19 protein-coding genes are annotated in these 17,182 nt (G+C 37.1%); 9 read left to right on the top strand and 10 right to left on the bottom strand.

Translation table 11 applies throughout. The annotated features are described in order from the left end of the window. Positions 1 to 10 precede the first annotated feature (10 nt). The 4 genes from ACQV2S_RS02220 to ACQV2S_RS02205 form a co-directional block, all read right to left on the bottom strand. A complete protein-coding gene (locus ACQV2S_RS02220) occupies positions 11 to 868 on the bottom strand; it encodes a hypothetical protein (protein ID WP_428884952.1) in 858 nt (285 codons plus the stop codon). Positions 869 to 999: 131 nt separating this feature from the next. Continuing rightward, positions 1,000 to 1,335 carry a PTS lactose/cellobiose transporter subunit IIA gene (locus ACQV2S_RS02215; protein ID WP_428875170.1) on the bottom strand — a complete coding sequence of 112 codons (336 nt, stop codon included), beginning with the start codon at positions 1,333 to 1,335 and terminating at the stop codon, positions 1,000 to 1,002. A gap of 1 nt (position 1,336) precedes the next feature. After that, positions 1,337 to 1,654 (bottom strand): PTS sugar transporter subunit IIB, encoded by a 318-nt coding sequence (locus tag ACQV2S_RS02210; protein WP_428873173.1) that lies wholly within the window; start codon positions 1,652 to 1,654, stop codon positions 1,337 to 1,339. Between the two features lie 243 nt (positions 1,655 to 1,897). Beyond that, entirely contained in the window at positions 1,898 to 3,223 is a 1,326-nt protein-coding gene (locus ACQV2S_RS02205) for a DUF2254 domain-containing protein (RefSeq protein ID WP_428873172.1), read from the bottom strand. 352 nt (positions 3,224 to 3,575) lie between these two features. Between ACQV2S_RS02205 and ACQV2S_RS02200 the strand changes: the two genes are divergently transcribed. The 4 genes from ACQV2S_RS02200 to ACQV2S_RS02185 all read left to right on the top strand — a co-directional run bounded on the left by ACQV2S_RS02200 (position 3,576) and on the right by ACQV2S_RS02185 (position 6,434). Then, the gene (locus tag ACQV2S_RS02200; RefSeq protein WP_428873171.1) at positions 3,576 to 3,824 is read left to right on the top strand and encodes a biotin/lipoyl-containing protein; all 249 of its coding nucleotides are present in this window, start codon (positions 3,576 to 3,578) and stop codon (positions 3,822 to 3,824) included. Then, entirely contained in the window at positions 3,825 to 4,751 is a 927-nt protein-coding gene (lipA, locus tag ACQV2S_RS02195) for a lipoyl synthase (protein WP_428884951.1), read from the top strand. Between the two features lie 6 nt (positions 4,752 to 4,757). Continuing rightward, positions 4,758 to 5,759, top strand: coding sequence for a lipoate--protein ligase (locus ACQV2S_RS02190; RefSeq protein WP_428884950.1), 1,002 nt, complete (start codon positions 4,758 to 4,760; stop codon positions 5,757 to 5,759). A gap of 87 nt (positions 5,760 to 5,846) precedes the next feature. After that, positions 5,847 to 6,434 carry a pyridoxamine 5'-phosphate oxidase family protein gene (locus ACQV2S_RS02185; protein ID WP_428884949.1) on the top strand — a complete coding sequence of 196 codons (588 nt, stop codon included), beginning with the start codon at positions 5,847 to 5,849 and terminating at the stop codon, positions 6,432 to 6,434. Between the two features lie 57 nt (positions 6,435 to 6,491). On the opposite strand, the gene ACQV2S_RS02180 is transcribed toward ACQV2S_RS02185, so the two are convergent. The 5 genes from ACQV2S_RS02180 to ACQV2S_RS02160 all read right to left on the bottom strand — a co-directional run bounded on the left by ACQV2S_RS02180 (position 6,492) and on the right by ACQV2S_RS02160 (position 9,421). Then, complete coding sequence (locus ACQV2S_RS02180) at positions 6,492 to 7,109, bottom strand: DUF5052 family protein (RefSeq protein ID WP_428884948.1); 618 nt, start codon at positions 7,107 to 7,109, stop codon at positions 6,492 to 6,494. An 84-nt stretch (positions 7,110 to 7,193) separates the two neighbouring features. Continuing rightward, positions 7,194 to 7,712: a TIGR00730 family Rossman fold protein gene (locus ACQV2S_RS02175; RefSeq protein WP_428876279.1), complete on the bottom strand. Its 519-nt coding sequence runs from the start codon at positions 7,710 to 7,712 to the stop codon at positions 7,194 to 7,196. Positions 7,713 to 7,834: 122 nt separating this feature from the next. Beyond that, positions 7,835 to 8,209, bottom strand: a complete 375-nt coding sequence (locus ACQV2S_RS02170) for a TIGR02328 family protein (protein WP_428884947.1) — start codon at positions 8,207 to 8,209, stop codon at positions 7,835 to 7,837. Positions 8,210 to 8,418: 209 nt separating this feature from the next. Then, complete coding sequence (locus ACQV2S_RS02165) at positions 8,419 to 8,700, bottom strand: TspO/MBR family protein (RefSeq protein WP_428884946.1); 282 nt, start codon at positions 8,698 to 8,700, stop codon at positions 8,419 to 8,421. An 85-nt stretch (positions 8,701 to 8,785) separates the two neighbouring features. Then, positions 8,786 to 9,421 (bottom strand): endonuclease III domain-containing protein, encoded by a 636-nt coding sequence (locus tag ACQV2S_RS02160; RefSeq protein ID WP_428875161.1) that lies wholly within the window; start codon positions 9,419 to 9,421, stop codon positions 8,786 to 8,788. 176 nt (positions 9,422 to 9,597) lie between these two features. On the opposite strand from ACQV2S_RS02160, the gene ACQV2S_RS02155 reads away from it, so the two are divergent. The 5 genes from ACQV2S_RS02155 to ACQV2S_RS02135 all read left to right on the top strand — a co-directional run bounded on the left by ACQV2S_RS02155 (position 9,598) and on the right by ACQV2S_RS02135 (position 14,976). After that, positions 9,598 to 10,572, top strand: a complete 975-nt coding sequence (locus ACQV2S_RS02155) for an ABC transporter ATP-binding protein (protein ID WP_428884945.1) — start codon at positions 9,598 to 9,600, stop codon at positions 10,570 to 10,572. Then, positions 10,569 to 11,354 carry an ABC transporter permease gene (locus ACQV2S_RS02150; protein WP_428876276.1) on the top strand — a complete coding sequence of 262 codons (786 nt, stop codon included), beginning with the start codon at positions 10,569 to 10,571 and terminating at the stop codon, positions 11,352 to 11,354. Before ACQV2S_RS02155 ends, ACQV2S_RS02150 begins: the two co-directional genes overlap by 4 nt. 5 nt (positions 11,355 to 11,359) lie before the next feature. Continuing rightward, the gene (locus tag ACQV2S_RS02145; RefSeq protein ID WP_428874351.1) at positions 11,360 to 12,139 is read left to right on the top strand and encodes an ABC transporter permease; all 780 of its coding nucleotides are present in this window, start codon (positions 11,360 to 11,362) and stop codon (positions 12,137 to 12,139) included. Between the two features lie 334 nt (positions 12,140 to 12,473). Beyond that, positions 12,474 to 12,842 carry an ArsR/SmtB family transcription factor gene (locus ACQV2S_RS02140; RefSeq protein WP_428884944.1) on the top strand — a complete coding sequence of 123 codons (369 nt, stop codon included), beginning with the start codon at positions 12,474 to 12,476 and terminating at the stop codon, positions 12,840 to 12,842. Next, positions 12,832 to 14,976, top strand: coding sequence for a heavy metal translocating P-type ATPase (locus tag ACQV2S_RS02135; RefSeq protein ID WP_428884943.1), 2,145 nt, complete (start codon positions 12,832 to 12,834; stop codon positions 14,974 to 14,976). Before ACQV2S_RS02140 ends, ACQV2S_RS02135 begins: the two co-directional genes overlap by 11 nt. Before the next feature lie 81 nt (positions 14,977 to 15,057). Here ACQV2S_RS02135 and pabB read toward each other — a convergent pair whose 3' ends face one another. Then, positions 15,058 to 17,076, bottom strand: a complete 2,019-nt coding sequence (pabB, locus tag ACQV2S_RS02130; RefSeq protein WP_428884942.1) for an aminodeoxychorismate synthase component I — start codon at positions 17,074 to 17,076, stop codon at positions 15,058 to 15,060. Between the last annotated feature and the right edge of the window lie 106 nt (positions 17,077 to 17,182).

The following is a 17,182-nucleotide window of genomic DNA, read 5'->3' as shown; positions in this document are numbered from 1 at the left end:
ACAATTGAAATTAATATTCTCTGTTAAAAATATGATTTAGAGTTTGAGCCATATACACTTCAACTAAAGGACCTACCCAAAAAATTAACCCAATTATTGTTAGAAGCCCTAACAACCCTACAGTAACAATCGCTCCAACTCCATCCATCATAACGAAGCCTAGAAGACCTATCAAAATAAAAAAGACAATAAAGATTAAAAGAATAACTATTAGGCTTTTTGCGATTCGGCCAAAATTATTTTTAGCTACCGTTAAACTTTTAGTAAAGGTTGCCCAGAAATTATACTTGCCTTCCACATCATATGCTATTAGATATGAAATAGGTACTAAAAACACGCTTAAGGCCAATGCCAACAGCATAAATATCAAAACAAAAACTAAGCTAGCCGTATTGCCATATTGGCTTAGTTGAAAAAATATCAAGCCAGAAACAAATAATAGTAAGAACCCGGCGATCCAACCCAAGACATTGGCAAAAAATGACTTGATCGGAAGTGTAATGATTTTTACAGGAGAGGTATGAAAGAAAGCTGAATCTGCTATTCGCATTTCAGGAAAATTTAGCTTTTGAAAATAGGATCTTCTTTGCATAATGCGTAGGAACACCGATAATATCATAGTGATTAAGGCTATTAAGCCTCCTACACCTGTATATTGTGCTTTAAAAAAATCTTGACTAAATTGAACTAATTGATCGGGTGTCATCGTTTCATTAACACTGGTAATAAATGTATTCAATTGATCATTAGCCGGAGAGAACATATTGAGAATTCTATTGATTACGGAGGATCCTACAGTTGCAATAAGAATAGTCCCCATAAAATAACCATAATGTCTTTTTAATCTTTGAATCGAATCAGATAACATCTAACCACTCCTATCATTTTTGATATTCTTTATTTTATCAATTATCGCTGCTAGCTTCAACATAGGGCTGGTGAACTTCTCCCATGGAAAGGAAAAACCTTCTTAAAGAAAAAGAAGGTTTAAATAATTATTTATTTAAATTTTTTATGATTCGGTAGGATTAATTGATATAAATCGACGATTTCTTTTGCCATATCGTTAACAGTCATTGCGTTCATCAGGTGGTCTTGGGCATGAATCATTAATAAAGATAATTCCGAGCTATTCCCTTGAGCTTCGCCTACCAATAACTTTGTCTGCAATTGATGAGCAGTTAAGATTGACTCCTGGGCTAATGCGAACTTCTGCTGAGCCAAATCAAAATTGCCTTCTTTAGCAAAGCGGATAGCCTCCATTGATTGACTGCGCGCATCGCCACCATTGGCAATCATTAGCATGGCAATTTCTTGTACTTCTTCTACTTTCATTTTAGTCTAAAAGCGATTCGGCTTGCAACAAGACTTTTCTACCGTTTGCTAAGCCGTAATCATTTTTATCAATGCTTTCAACAATGATTTGCTTTGGAGCATAGCGTTTAGACAAACCTTCTGATAAATAAGAAACTTGTGGTCCTAATAATAAGACATCGATATTTTCATTGTTTACATAATCTTCCATTTCATGGATCGAAGATGAAATAATCTCATAATCTAGTTCTTCAGTCTTTACAATATTATTCATCTTATTAACCAACATGGTTGTAGACATTCCAGTACCACACACCAACATAATTGTTTTTTTACTCATTAGTCACCCTCCATATAATAAATCACAAATAATTACTCTTATAGAATCTATATTAGCTGATTATTTAAGCGTTTTCAACGGCTTTATGCTTTTTTTTGATAAACAGTGCCATTATTTACTAACGGTGTCTTTTAATCGCACATTAAAACTGATAAAGCTGATTCGTTGTGATCGGCCTCATTAAAAAACTAAAATCTTTGCTCACACCAATAGTCTAACAAATTACAGCAATTTTTTACACCTTTATTTCTCAGTTTCTTTAGGCCTTAACCTAGCAATAGGTTCCATCACTTCGTTAAACATTCTTTGGTCATATTCAGACTCAAAATGGTCGGTTATTTTATTTGATAAGTAAGATATAAACCCTTTAATAACCTCTTGATGCTTATGAGAAGAATTAAGGCCAATGAAATATAAGGCTTCATAAAGATCACGAATTAAATAGGCGTCTTGATTAATATACTGAACCAATTGACCAAAATTTTGGAATAGAATCTTCTGAAAAGGGCAGTAGTCATAACAAACGCCTACTTCTAGTGTTTGTGACGAAGGTAATTCTATTTCTTCTAAATAGACTGCATACCTGGCCGGAGCTTGCCCTAATTCACCTAATAAAATGGACTGGTAACGAAAAACATGACTAATGGTGTTGGGGTCATTTATAGAAGGTGAGGCACTCCGCAAAGCGATATCTGTTAACTTCGAAAGAGCAAAATCAGGATTGTACATAGAAGAAGGTTCGTGTTGAAAAATAAAAGACCGATTCAATTTCTCTTCAAACTTTTCCCAATCTTTTTGTTTCTTCAAAGAATAAGCCTCAGCTAAAACAGCTCCTTTACCTACAAAATCGCCATTTCTAACCTTCAAAACAATCACACATTTACATTCTTTTGCTAAATCAAATAAACGATCAATATCGACAAAATCTAGATAACCTTGTTTCAAAGACTGCACACTTTGACTGGCTGCCCCTTTAATAGAAGGCAATTGGTCCACAAATGTTGCTGCTTCAAAAAAGGCTTTATTTTCCGAGATAATTTTTGAAGCTCTTTCAAATAGTCCTTTAATGACCTGATTGTGTTGAACAGATTGTGAGATATCAAAAACAAAACGAATAAAGTATAAAACACTTGTAATCCCATACATTAAAGCCACTGTCCCCGACATCACTAAATATTCGCCTTGAGATTCGCGCATGAAAAATAAGGAAACCAGGCAATAAACAAAACCACCTAAATAAATACCCAAAGTTTGAGTAGACGATTTACGAAAAAGAAAATTTTCAATTGTTCGCGGCCCAAAACTAGAAGCATAATAGGACATCACACTCAGCATGGTAGCAAAAGTAAAAGTTGCCACAGCAAAAAGGGAGCCTGCTAAAGAACTTAATATCATTTGCGCAAAGTTTTGACTGGTTAGTAACACACTCGGTAGCGCATCTAGGTCTCCCCAATAGCGCACATCCATTAACATAACAAGTACCGCTAAAAAGAAAGCAAGTATAACATTATAAACAAATACCCACCAAGATTTTTGATCTTCAAAATATAGTTTTAAGCTTTCTATCATATGCACCTTTCCTCATTTCACTCTATCTTCCATTAAGAATAGAACATTCTTAACCATTCCACAAGTAGACATTCACAAAATAAATTCTTACCTCTCTTTATGATGATTAATCAAGACCTAGTTCTTGGATTTTTATCACAATCTTTCGGACTTTTCTTATTATTTTTTTCACGAACTTAAGTGTATTTGGTATAAAAATGCCTGTACGCTAGGTTTTATGAACTTGGGTGGGAAGGCAAGAACTGGATTAAATTTTTGTGAAAAGTATTGAACATTTATAGCGGAATGTCTACAATGGAGCGTAGAGATTTCCTAGGAAATAACTTTAAATTAATTGATTGGAGGAGTCATTTTGAAAAAAGAAATTGTATTTCCAAAATTAAGTTCAAAAGTATTGTCAGGGGTCATTATTGAATGGACCACAGAGGTTGGCCAAAGCATTCAAAAAGGTGAAGTATTATATTCAGTCGAAACCGATAAAGCTGTTCATGAGATTGAGTCGCCTTTTTCTGGAAAGCTAATAGCTATCCATCAAGAGCTAGGTGACAAAGTGACTGCTGGTGATTTAATTGCGACCATTGAAGAAAGTGAGGAAGCTTAAATGAAAATCACTGCCTCTTCATCAACCCAAGTAAAACCACGTATCCGTTTTGACAATGAATCCGTCGATCAAGTTAATAACTTACTTTCTAGCCTACAACTTAATACCGTTTGTGCCGAAGCTACCTGTCCTAACCTAGGTGAGTGCTACAAAAATGGTACAGCCACCTTCATGATTTTAGGGAGCCGCTGCTCTAGAGCTTGTCGTTTTTGCGATATTTTAACTGGAAATATGGAAGAAGTGAATGACAAGGAGCCTGAAAACTTAGCCGATGCTTGTAAAACACTGGGGCTTCGCCATGTGGTAGTGACCAGTGTGGCACGTGATGATTTAGAAGATGGTGGAGCTGAACAATTTGCTCGCACAATTCGTGCTGTTAAAGAAAAATGCCCAGACACAACGATCGAGGTGCTTATACCAGATTTCCTAGGTAACAAAGAAAGTCTTGACCTTGTTATTGAAGCAAATCCTGAAATTATTAATCATAATATCGAAACGGTAGAGCGTTTATCTCCAAGAATTCGTCACCGCGCTACCTATGAACGTTCTCTTGACGTTTTAAAATATATTAAAAAACAAGCACCCCATATCTATACAAAGACAGGGATAATGCTAGGCTTAGGTGAAACTGAAGAAGAGGTTGCTCAAGCTATGGATGATAGTTTAGCGGTAGGCGTAGATTTCTTTACAATTGGACAATACCTTCAGCCTTCCCCTAAGCATTACAAACTAGAAGAATATATTTCGCTTGAACAATTTGGTAGATACAATAAAATGGGGATGAAAAAGGGCTTCAAGTTCGTAGCCTCTGGACCTCAAGTAAGAAGCTCCTACAAGGCTCATGAATCCTTGGATGCCGTCGGTGTTGACCATAACTTTGATGCTGAAAATGGCTTAGTGGCTCAATTAGCCAAAGAAGAAGCATAAAGACCCATGTTATATTTACCGACTGATTCACTTGATCCTAACTATTACTTTGCCTTAGAAGAATACTTAATGACCCTAAAAGCTTTAAAAGAAGACCTTTTCATGATCTGGCAAACCGATTTTACAGTCATGCTGGGTAATTACCAGAATGCATATGTTGAACTGAACTTACCAGAACTAGAAAAAGATCAAGTCGCTATTACACGACGTAATACAGGGGGCGGTACTATCTTCACCGACCGAGGTGGCTGGCAATTTAGTTTTATCACACCTCGTCCTCAAGGCGACAAGCGGCATGAAGCAATTAATTTTGAACGCTTCATGCAATCCATCATTCAGGCATTGCAAAGTTTAGGAATCCCTGCTGAAATGAATAGCCGCAATGACTTAGCCATACACGGTAAAAAAATTTCCGGCAATGCTCAATGTTTTAAAGGAGACTACACCCTGCATCATGGTTCCTTGTTATTTGATAGCGACTTGTCTGCTATGGCCTGTTATTTAAACCCCGCTAAACACAAGATTATCTCCAAAGGAATCAAGTCTGTTAAAGATCGGACAACTAATATTAAGAATTACTGCCCAGACGATTGGGATGCTAAGACCTTTAAAGACGCTTTAGTCAAAGAAATTATAGGCGAGCAGCCAAGCTACTTCCACCTAAGTGAAGAAGATGAAAAAGCCGTCCAAAAAATCAAACAAGAAAAGTTTGAATCTTGGGACTGGGTCTTCGGTCGCAACCCCCAATTTTCCTTAGTCAATGAAGCCGTATTAGCTGGCGGTTTGCTCAAAATGCACTGCCAAGTTGAAAAAGGTGTGATTCAATCTTTAGTTTTTGAAGGCGACTTCTTTAGTGCTCATGATTTGAGTGAAGTGGAAGAGTCGCTAAAAGGCATTAGCTTCAATAAAGAAGCCGTACAAAATCATTTTGAAAAATACTATCCGCAAGATCTCATTCACAATATAAGCAACCCAAAAATTATTGACACCCTTTTCAAAAATTTATAAACTAGCTATACAAAATATAAACATCTGATCCTTGAACCTGATGTTTATATTTTTTAGCTGTTGGCACTTATAGAAAGAAGGTTTATGATGTCAGAAATTTATCAAGCTATGCGTCGCCACGATCGTTCCATGCCCAATGATTTTGCTGAAAAAGTTATCGATCAAGCTCAATACGGTGTACTAAATATGCCCGATCAACCCTATCCTTATGCAATTCCTTTGTCAATGATACGTCACAATCAAACCCTCTATTTTCATAGTGCAAGAGCCGGTAAAAAGGTTGATTTACTTGAAGACGGTATGGCTGTCTGTGTCACTTTTGTTGGACAGGTTCAGGTTCCAAATCTATATAGCGAAAGCGAAGTCGAAACGATTGCTGCTGATCCCACTGCTTGGGGCACTTTAGCCCGTACTGTTTTTACTACTGAATTTGAGTCGGCCATTATCTATGGTAAAATTCGCAAAGTTACTAACGAAAAAGAATTGCGCAAGGCCTTACGTCTGATCGCCAAAAAATATGTCCCTAAACATTATTCACTAGTTGATAAAGCCATTGACACAGCTTTCGATTATGTTCAAGTCTATGCTATCGAAATAGAGCACCTTTCGAGCAAAAGAAAGAAATACGATGATCAAGGGCAAGAAATGAAACATGCCCGAGGATGGAAAGTTTAAAAAGAGGCTGTGACTGACGTCCGCCTCTTTTTTATTTTCAAAAATCGCTTTAAATAACTAACTATTTTCGAGTAACTCATTGTCATAGATCGTGTAATCACAACGGTAAATAAAGAGATACTTGCCATCTATTATGAGTCCTGTCGACTTAGGTACATCCGTTTTAAAATAGGAGACCTTATTCCCTGAATAAACGGCTAAAGGTGTTCCGTTTTGGCTTCGCACCATAATCGTCTTCTTTTTACCAAAAAAGGTTTGGCCTAAATTGTCCTGTAAGCGCGAAATGAATGGAAGGTTCGATCTCGTATCATAAAGTTCAATGCGATTATCTACCTCCATCGTCAAGTCATTTAACCCCTTCTCAGCAGCAATCAAAGATGATCCTACATGAGTCATCGTGTGCCCACCAATTTGAATATCTAAAACCTGTGAGTCAGCTTTGGTTGAGCCTTCAGCTGTTTGTGAATCGAACTCTTCATCTCGTTCAATTGAAACTGATTTTCCCGTCATAGAATCAATGATCTGGGCTTGCTCATCATAAGTTTGGACGGTCATAGTCAAACCAATAAAATCTTGTTTAAAGCCAGAAACAAATTCACTTATAGCCTGACAGCCAGTCAAAGCTAAAACCATTATTAATAGGATAGATAATTTAAAAGTGTGTTTGTTTTTCATTTTAGTCTCCTTTTCTTAATAGTATATCTATTCTACCAGAATCAATTACTAAGCGACTTGTACTAGAGGCTGATTTTCACTTATTTACAATCGTGATTCGTTTTTAATGAATCCTTCAATTTGCTTATAATCTTCCGTTAAGAGAAATCCTTCTTCAACCATTTGTTGGTAAACTTTTTGTAGTCCATTGTAATAACCATTAACATTCATGAATATACAGGGATTCGTGTTTTGACCCACCCGACTCCAAGAGATGGCTTCCACAATTTCCTCCAATGTCCCGGGTCCACCTGGAAGCGCCACACAAACATCTGATAAGTCCAACATTTTTTGCTTGCGTTGAGCCATGCTTTCCACAACAACTAAATCACTCAAACCCTGATGAGCTATCTCACGATCCAATAAAAATTGAGGCATAACACCTGTCACTTTGCCACCATGACTAAGGACTGAATTGGCGATATCTCCCATCAATCCAACTTTTCCTCCACCGTATATCAATTCGTAGTTATTTGTTGCTATCCACTCTCCAAAAGCGATTGCCGCTTGTGTGTAAACTGTGCGATTACCATGTGAAGCACCGCAATAAACTGCTATTTTCATATCCAACCTCCTTTTTTCACTTTATTATTGTAGATTATTTTTCTGCTAATGGGTAGTTGGTCTTAACCCTTTAAATAGAATAATCCTCAAAAGATAATTAATTTCTTTTGAGGAAGGGCCTATTAATTATTTATTTGAATAGCAATCCCCTTATTCTTTAAATTAAGTAAACATGCTTGAAGATATGCTTCATCATGTTCTGGATAAATGGGATAATCTAATGAGCGTTCTTCTAAATCCTTATAAGACGGAGCTGATTTGCCACGGTATTTGGGATCTAGCCAGAGGCTATCCGGCTGATAGCCTCTGGCTATCATTTCTTCCATTACTAAAACATGGTATTGGTAAAGTTTATAGGGATGATAATTAAAAATATAGTTTACAGTAGAATGCGGCTTGCCCCATCCCTTTCCTCTTAGAGCACAACATTCTCGATGTTGTCCTAAGAGTTGCTGTCGAGGTAATAAGGGAATCAAATCTTCATGCCATAATCGCATTATTTCCCTCCTAATTTATTCATTGCAATAAGACACTTAATCTCGATTTAAGAACCAAGTAGCTCCATTAAGATAAAAAACAAAGGCCAACCAAATTACATAGAGCAATAAAAGTAATCCTCCAAGTGTCCTTTTGATAAAGTTTCCAAGCTGTGACTCGAACAGCTATGAAAAACAAAACTTTCATTTAAAGTAATGCCGTGGTATTTTTACTTAAAATATAGCAGTGACCCAAGACCATTAAGACCTAATTGGGTTCGATAGCTTATAACGGCTTCGTCTTTCTCTTTACTTTCATCAATGATTATTCGGGCAATCCCCATCATGGTATATAATAATGGCCAAACAATGCCAAAAGTCTCTTTGGGAGGTGCAAATGGGGGTTGTTTGTACTTTTCATAGTCTGCTTTGGCATTATCGGCCGTTAAACGACCAATAATTGTTCCACCGACCAATGGAGCTCCTACAAGTAACCAATTTTTAATTTTCATCAAACCACTCCTTTTTCAAATTATAAGTTAACAGCCCTTCATCTCCGACTAAAATGCTTTAGCATCGATCATAAAAATACAGTAACTATTTCTTCACCTCTCCAGCTATCCGTTCCATCCTAACAGGATCCTTTAAATAATTTTTACCAAATTCATCAATCAGTCCATGCAGGTCTTGAGCTTGAAGATAAGTGAATGATTCAGGCATTTGCACGACTGCATGTAATTGCTGATAGCTTTTATAGTCTTTTTGATCGATATAAGAAAACAACTTGCGAGCGTATGCATCTGAAATAAAGGCGACTTGGTCAAAAATATAGACTAAGAAGACATCAGCCGTTTCTTGGCCGATACCTCGAAGCTTAAGTAATTCTATTCTTAAATCAGATCCGTATTTTTCTACTATATGGCTATAATTCCACTGGTGTTCTTGGAACCAATTCAAAACGGCTTGGATAGCTAGGGCTTTATTTTTATAAAAACCAGCTGAATAAATCAGCTGTTCTAACTGACTACTTTCCAACCTTAGAATCCTTTGCGGATCAAACCCAGTCGCCAGCTTTAATTGAGTTAAGGCTTTATCAACATTCGACCAGTTGGTATTTTGAACCAGAATAGCACCTAAAATGATTTCTAATTTAGAATCCCCCGGCCACCAACCACTGGGACCCATTTCTTGCAGAAGATAAGTATACAATTTTTCGATGGAAACAGAAGTCATTGATCCACCCCTTTCCACTTTTACCTATTATATCATCTTTATTAACAGATTATGATTGAAAACCTTCTCTTCGTTGACTTGAAAGGCTTCTTGTTATACAATTCAAAGGCTCAATTTTACTTCTTTAGTTCGCTAGCTATATAATTCAAATAATCAAAAAACTTAGGAGAGATTAGATGATTCAGGTTGAAAACATTTCAAAACAATTTAAAATAGCCAAACGAAAAAAACACTCCTCAATGCCTGGTTTATCTTATTTAAAGAGAGAGACTGAATACTATCAGGCATTAGACCAAGTATCTTTTAATGTTAAAAAAGGCGAAATGATAGGCTATATTGGCCCAAACGGAGCTGGTAAAAGTACCACACTTAAAATCCTATCAGGTATCCTCCATCCAGATACTGGTGAGTGCCAAATAATGGGCCTAACGCCTTGGAAAAACAGGATCGACCATGTTAGAAATATCGGTGTCGTTTTTGGACAACGTTCTCAACTATGGTGGGATTTACCAGTTAAGGATTCTTTTGACCTGATCCGTGACCTTTACCGTGTGGATCCACGGCGTTATCATCAACAAATTGATAAGTTAGCATATGCTTTAGCTATCGAAAACTTACTGGATACTCCCGTTAGACAACTCAGTTTAGGCCAAAGAATGCGGTGTGAAATTGCCGCTGCTTTAATTCATCAGCCAGCCATTCTATTTCTAGATGAACCTACTATTGGTTTAGATGCAGTTTCTAAATTAGCTGTTCGAAAATTCATTATCGATCTTAATCAAGAAGAACAGACAACAGTTATTTTAACCACGCATGACATGCAAGATATTGAAGCACTCTCTTCACGGATTATATTGATTGGTCAAGGAAAAATACTGCTCGACGGTTCCCTGGAGGAATTAAAGAACAAAAATCAACAAAAACAGATTTGGAACATTGAATTTAATAAAGGAAGACTACCTCATCACCCGGGTATTCAAATTTATCAAGCGACTGAATCAGAAGCTTTATTATCTTTTGATTCGGATCTTCTATCCAAAAATGAATTTATTGCTTTATTAAATCAAAATCTTGATTTACAATCTATAAGCCCTCATGCTACTAACCTTGATCACCTAGTAATCCAGCTTTATCGGGAGTATCAATTATGAAAACTTATAGCGCAATATTTCGCATTCAATTTCAATCAGCCATTCAATATCGAACGGCTGCTTTAGCAGGTATTCTTACCCAATTTGCTTGGGGCCTACTTCTCATCAAAATGTTCGAATCTTTTTATCAAACCAACGCACAAAGTCAACCTATGACTTTTGAACAAGTCTGCGCTTATATATGGATCCAACAAGCCGGTCTTAATTTGTTTGCTTTATGGATTTATGACCGTACTATCTTCGAAGAAATCATTTCAGGCAATGTTGCCTATCAATTGACGCGTCCTCTCGGTCTCTATCCCCATTGGTTTATATCTAACCTTGCCATGCGAATTGCTCGCACTTTATTACGATGTTTGCCAATGATAATTGTAGCAAGCTTTCTGCCAGAACCTTATAAGCTTTTGCCGCCAAACCACCTCCTACTTTTTATAGTGACGATGATTCTGTCTACTTTATTAATCATTGCCTTCTTAATGTTAGTCTATATTAGTGTCTTTTATTTCTTAACGGACGTGGGAATTCGAGTGATTGTTGCTACGATCGGGGAATTTCTAACCGGAGCAATCATTCCATTACCCTTTTTACCCCAGCCTTTACAAACCTTTATCCATTGGACACCCTTCGCCTATATGCAAAACATTCCTCTTAGAGTCTATTCTCTAGACATTAGCTCTTGGAATATTATCATTCCTCAAGCTTTTTGGCTGATTCTTCTGTTGGTGGCCGGTTGGTGGCTGATGCAACATGCTCTGTCTAAATTCGTTATTCAAGGAGGTTAAATGCAGTGTTTAAAATTTTAGGTCTTTATTTTAAACTCAATTGGCAGGCTCAATGGCAATACCCTGTTTCTATGTTGTTATTAATTATGGGGCAATTCTTAGCAACCTTTGTCTCTGTACTAGGCATTTATTTTATGTTAGAAAGATTTCACAGCGTACAAGGGTTTTCAAAAGATGAAGTGCTTTTATGTGCTGGAATTTTCACTTTTGCGGCCGCCTTAGCTGAAATGCTAGCCAGGGGATTCGATTCTTTTCCTCAGATGATTGCTAATGGTGAATTTGATCGTGTCCTCACTCGCCCCCAAAGCCCCTTACTCCAAGTTATTGGATCAAAATTTGAGTTTTCACGTATAGGACGCTTAATCCAAGCAGCCTTACTACTAGTTTTCGTCATTGAAAGAGGCAAGATGGTATGGTCGTGGAATAAGATTGCTACTTTATTCATAATGATCTTAACAGCCAGCTTGTTATTTTCCTTATTATATTTTCTTTCAGCAAGCCTTTCTTTTTTTACCATTCAAGGATTAGAGATTATGAATATTTTTACAGATGGCGGACGTGAATTTGGTCAATATCCCTTCTCTATTTATGGAAAGAAGATATTAAAGTTTCTAACCTTTATTCTCCCTCTGGCTTTGGTCCAGTATTATCCCTTTTTATATTTAGTAGGTAAGAGTAATGATTGGCGATTAGCTCTATTTCCTTTTTTGAGTCTAGTTTTTGCTATACCTGTTTATGGTGTTTGGCGATTTGGCTTGTATCATTATCAGTCAACCGGCTCTTAATCAAATGATCTCATTCACAAAAATGGATAGAAGGGGTCAATGAGATAATTCCTCTCTTTTCAGCTTCCTTTATATCAGTCAATCTGACGTACTGATGTCCTCTTTGGGACTTTCAATTCGCCTTCAATTTTACTTATTTTATATTCTCCTTTTTTTAACTGATTTCTATTCATTTAGAGGTCAGTTTATTATAGTTTAGCAAGCCGTTTATCAACCATTAGTATTCATTTGACAAAAATAATAGTGCGTGGTATATTTAAGTTGTAAAGGTTGAACGGCTGTTCAACTATAAATGATAATTTTTACTATTTATAAACAGAAAGTAGGTCATGCCATGGATAGCTGTCAAGAGAATGCAATTCATCCTGAAGCGATTAAGAAAGCTCAAGAAGTGCCTCTCAATCCAAAACATTTTAAAATTCTAATCAAACTCTTTAAAGCATTAGCAGAACCCTCTCGAGCAAAAATTTTATGGTATTTGCTTAAGACAGAATTGTGTGTTTGCGATTTAGGCCATCTAATAGGCATGTCCAAATCTGCCACTTCTCATCAACTCGCTTATCTATTTAAATTAAATTTAGTTAAAAAGCGCAAAGAAGGACGTATTGTTTATTATTCAATTGCTGATGACCATGTGCGTATTTTATATCACAATGCATTGGAACATGCAGCAGAAGGAGGAAATGATAATAATGACTTATAAATTTAAAATGCAGGGTTTGTCTTGTGCTAACTGTGCTCAAAAAATTGAAACTCGCTTAAACAATTCGGATCAAGTTGAAGCGACCGTTAATTTCGCACAAGGACAATTAACAATCGACACGGACCAAGTGATGGAGTCTAATCTCATTCAAAGCTTGGAACAAAATGTACAAGAAGTCGAACAAGGGATAAAATTGGTTCCGCTCTTTGAGCTAGAAGAAAAATCAAATCTAAACCTTGATAAAAATAAGGACAGTCAAGGCTTACTTGATAGCGAAGGCTGGCGTATTTTAATTACCATTCCTTTATTTATCTTAGGATTCTTTTTAACAAATTATATTTCTTCTGAATGGCTTCTAGTGGGCTATTTTGGTCTGACCTATCTGTTCATAGGTCAGAATGTACTTAAAACTACTTGGAATAAAATTAAAAATAAGGACTGGTTAGAAGAAAATTTCTTAATGACGATTGCTACCTTAGGTGCCTTTGTGATTGGTGAGTACCCTGAAGCAGTTGCCGTTATGCTGTTCTATTCTATCGGAGAATGGTTTCAAGACCGTGCCGTTAACCAATCTCGCCAATCAATTCAATCCTTGATGGCAATTCGTCCTGACTTTGCCCGTATTCAACAAACTGATGGTACATTAACCAAAATTGACCCCCGCGAGTTAGTTGAAGGTCAAGAGTTTATCGTAGCTGTCGGAGACAAGGTCCCTCTGGATGGACAAATTATCCAAGGTCAATCTCAAGTAGACCACTCAGCTATTACTGGAGAATCTCTTCCTCAGAGTTTAAAAGAAGGCGACACCCTCTACTCAGGTTCGATCAACTTAAGTTCTCAGCTGAAAGTTAAAGTCACTAAGACCTTCCAAAATTCAACGGTCAGCCAAATTATCGACTTAGTTGAAAATGCTTCTTCCAAAAAGGCAGCTACTGAGAAATTTATTACTCGGTTCGCACACGTTTATACACCGGTTGTAGTTGCCTTAGCAGTTCTTTTGGCTACTTTGCCTCCTATCTTTTTTAGTGACATTTCTTGGTCAACAAGCTTTTACCGTGCGTTACAATTTTTAGTTATCTCTTGTCCTTGTGCCTTAGTTGTCTCTGTTCCTATGAGTTTTTATGGTGGAATTGGTGCAGCAGCACGTGAAGGTATCATGGTTAAAGGCGGAAATTTCCTCGAAACCCTAACAAAGATTAAGACCTTAGTTTTAGATAAAACCGGAACAATCACTCAAGGTAACTTTGCGATTGACAAAGTAGAGGCCTTATATTTAAGCAAAAATGAGTTTTTAGAAGCACTGGCTCACTTGGAAAGCCAATCCCACCATCCTATTGCACTCTCCATTCAAGAAGCCTATAATCAGCCCTTAGATCCTCATCGTGTGCAAGAAGTAGAAACAATCACCGGTAAAGGTCTTAAAGGAATTGTGGACGGTAAAAGTTTACTTGCTGGAAACAAGGACTTGATGGATCAATTCAAGATCGAAGTGCCAGAATTAAAGACTGCTGCCACTGTCGTTTATCTCAGTATTAATCAAGCATATCAAGGCTATGTCCTCATTAAAGACCAGATCAAACCAGATTCTCAGTCCGCGCTGACAGAATTACATCAATTGGGTATTTCCTCTGCCATCTTACTTTCTGGTGACAATCAAGCAACCGTCGACGAAATCGCTCAACTTGTTGGGATTGATCAAGCAAAAGGTGACTTGCTTCCACAAGAAAAGATGATCGAACTGGAGAATATTTTAGCTAACGTTAAGCAATCAACGTCTAATAAAAAATCCTCTAATGTAGCCTTTATCGGTGATGGCATCAATGATGCCCCGGCTCTTGCCCGTGCAGATATTGGAATTGCCATGGGAGGAATGGGATCTGACGCAGCTATTGAATCAGCAGACATTGTCATTATGAATGATTCTTTAGCTAAACTCCCTCAAGCTATTAAAATTGCTCAAAAAACTTTACGCATTGCTCAAGAAAATATAGCCTTTGCACTTGGAATTAAGGTACTCTTCCTAAGCCTCGCCGCTTTAGGCTTCTCATCCATGTGGATGGCTATTGTCGCCGATGTTGGTGTGACCATCCTTGCAGTTCTTAATAGTTTGCGAACACTTGGGAAAGTTAAATAATAAAAAAACCAGCAAGCATAATAATGGTATGCTTGCTGGTTTTCTTCGTTTAACAAACTCATTTATCTTTAATGAATCCTTTTAGGCCCCTTCAATTTTAAATTCGTAAGTTGAAGGTAGATGGTAATAGGCTTTTAAGGCATTAAGAGCTCCTTGGGCTTTGACTAAAGTTTCTTGGTACTCTTCTTCTGGATCTGAAAGGGCAATAATTGCTCCCCCTAGACCGAGACTAGTCTTTTCTTCTTCAATAACCGCCGTGCGTATAACAATATTTAAATCCATACAACCATTATTAGCAATATAGCCAATAGCCCCTGAGTAGATACCTCGTGGACGTCCTTCTAATTGATCAATTAATTCGAGGGTACGATACTTCGGCGCTCCAGTCATTGAACCACCAGGGAAGCAAGCTTTAAACAGATCAATAGCTGAAACATTTTTTGCAAGAAAGCCTTGAACGGTAGTCACTAATTGATGAAGGGTTGAATAACTCTCAACAGCCATCAACTTGGGAACCGTTACTGTTCCAATCTGACAGACCTTACCTAAATCATTTCGCAATAGGTCTACGATCATCAAGTTTTCAGCCATGGTCTTTTCCTCGGTTGCTAAAGCATGAATAATCGCTTGATCTTCTGCTGGGTTTTGACCCCTTTTAGCCGTTCCTTTGATGGGCTTGGTTTGAACTCTACCATCACGATTCAAGGTTAAGAATTTTTCCATAGAAGAACACGCAACAGCAAAATGATCAAAAGTTAAAAAGGCTGCGTAAGGGGCTGGACTGGCTTGGCGTAAGGTTTGGTAATATATATAGGCATCTAGCTGGTCTTTGATATCCAAGCGGTTGGTCAAACATATTTCATAGGACTCTCCTTTTCGAATGTAGTCTTGACATTGGTGGATAGCTTTCAAATAGTCACTGCGAGCCATAGCCCAAGCAATAGTTGGTTGATCGAAGGCCTCCATGATAAGCTCTTCTTTTTCACCTACTGAAATATAAGCCTGTGAAAAATCTAAATCTTTGATCCAGTCTTTGTCATCTTTATAGGATAGTAAATAAAGTTGGTTTTCGTGATGATCGATAACAGCCGCTCGATCAATATAATCTAATATGACATCAGGATACGATGACTGATGCTGATTAGGCCCTTCCATTAAACTTTTGAGCTCATAACCAAAATAACCAATATAACCTAATTGGAAATCACATGGTAAATCTTGATGGATTGGCCATTGAGGTTGATGTTTTTCTAAATAAGTGAATATATCTTGATGAATTCTTTCTTCTCTTCCCTTTATATCTGTCTTGATAACCAAATTATCCGTAATATCATAGGTCAGACGATGGCCATGGCGAGGACCCGCTTGTCCAATTATAGAAAAACGAGACAAAGCTTTTGTCACTTGACTAGAGTCTAACCATTGCGTTTGTTTATTAATTTGATAAAGCTGATTAAACAACGCTTGTGCATTGCCTTGATAAGGAACTTTTGTAACATGCAAAGGATTTGTCTGTATTTGGAAGGTGTGGATCAAGTCTACAAAATTCTCAATTAGACGCTCACCTTCTTGTGAAGCAATTGACTCTGGATGAAACTGAACGGCGTATTGAGGTTTGCTACGATGAGAAATCCCCATAATTAAGCCATCGTGCGTTCTCGCATCCACTTGAATGTTCTCCAATTTCTCTTCTTTACAGACTAAAGAATGGTAACGGGTCACTTTAAAATCTTGCGGTAGTCCTTTAAAAAGCCCTTGATTATTATGTCTGATTTCACTCAGCCGCCCATGAACAGGCTGAGGAGCCAATATAATTTCTCCTCCATTCAGATAGTAAATTCCTTGCTGACCCAAACAGATGCCCAATATGGGACGTTCTTCTTTTTCGATTACTTCACGGCAAAGACCAAAATCTTCAGGATTTTCAGGACTTCCAGGACCTGGTGAAATAACCACCGCATCAAAATCTAACAATTTAAATTCTTCATATGACATTTGATCATTCTTAATAACCAACGGAACTTCTTGCGTCACTTTGGCTATTAATTGAAACAGATTATAAGTATAGGAATCATAATTATCAATGATAACAAACTTCATAATGGTTTCTCCTAACATTTTTTTCAACGATATCTATGCAACTGGTTATTGTCCTATTTTATCACAATTTGTAGTTAGTAAAAATACCTGAAAAGTAATTTAAAAA

Origin of the sequence: Facklamia sp. P13064 (assembly GCF_050409425.1) — a bacterium.
In the GTDB taxonomy this organism is placed as follows: Bacteria; Bacillota; Bacilli; order Lactobacillales; family Aerococcaceae; genus Facklamia.
The sequence above is the reverse complement of the archived record's forward strand: the minus strand, read 5'-3'. Positions and strand labels throughout refer to the sequence as shown.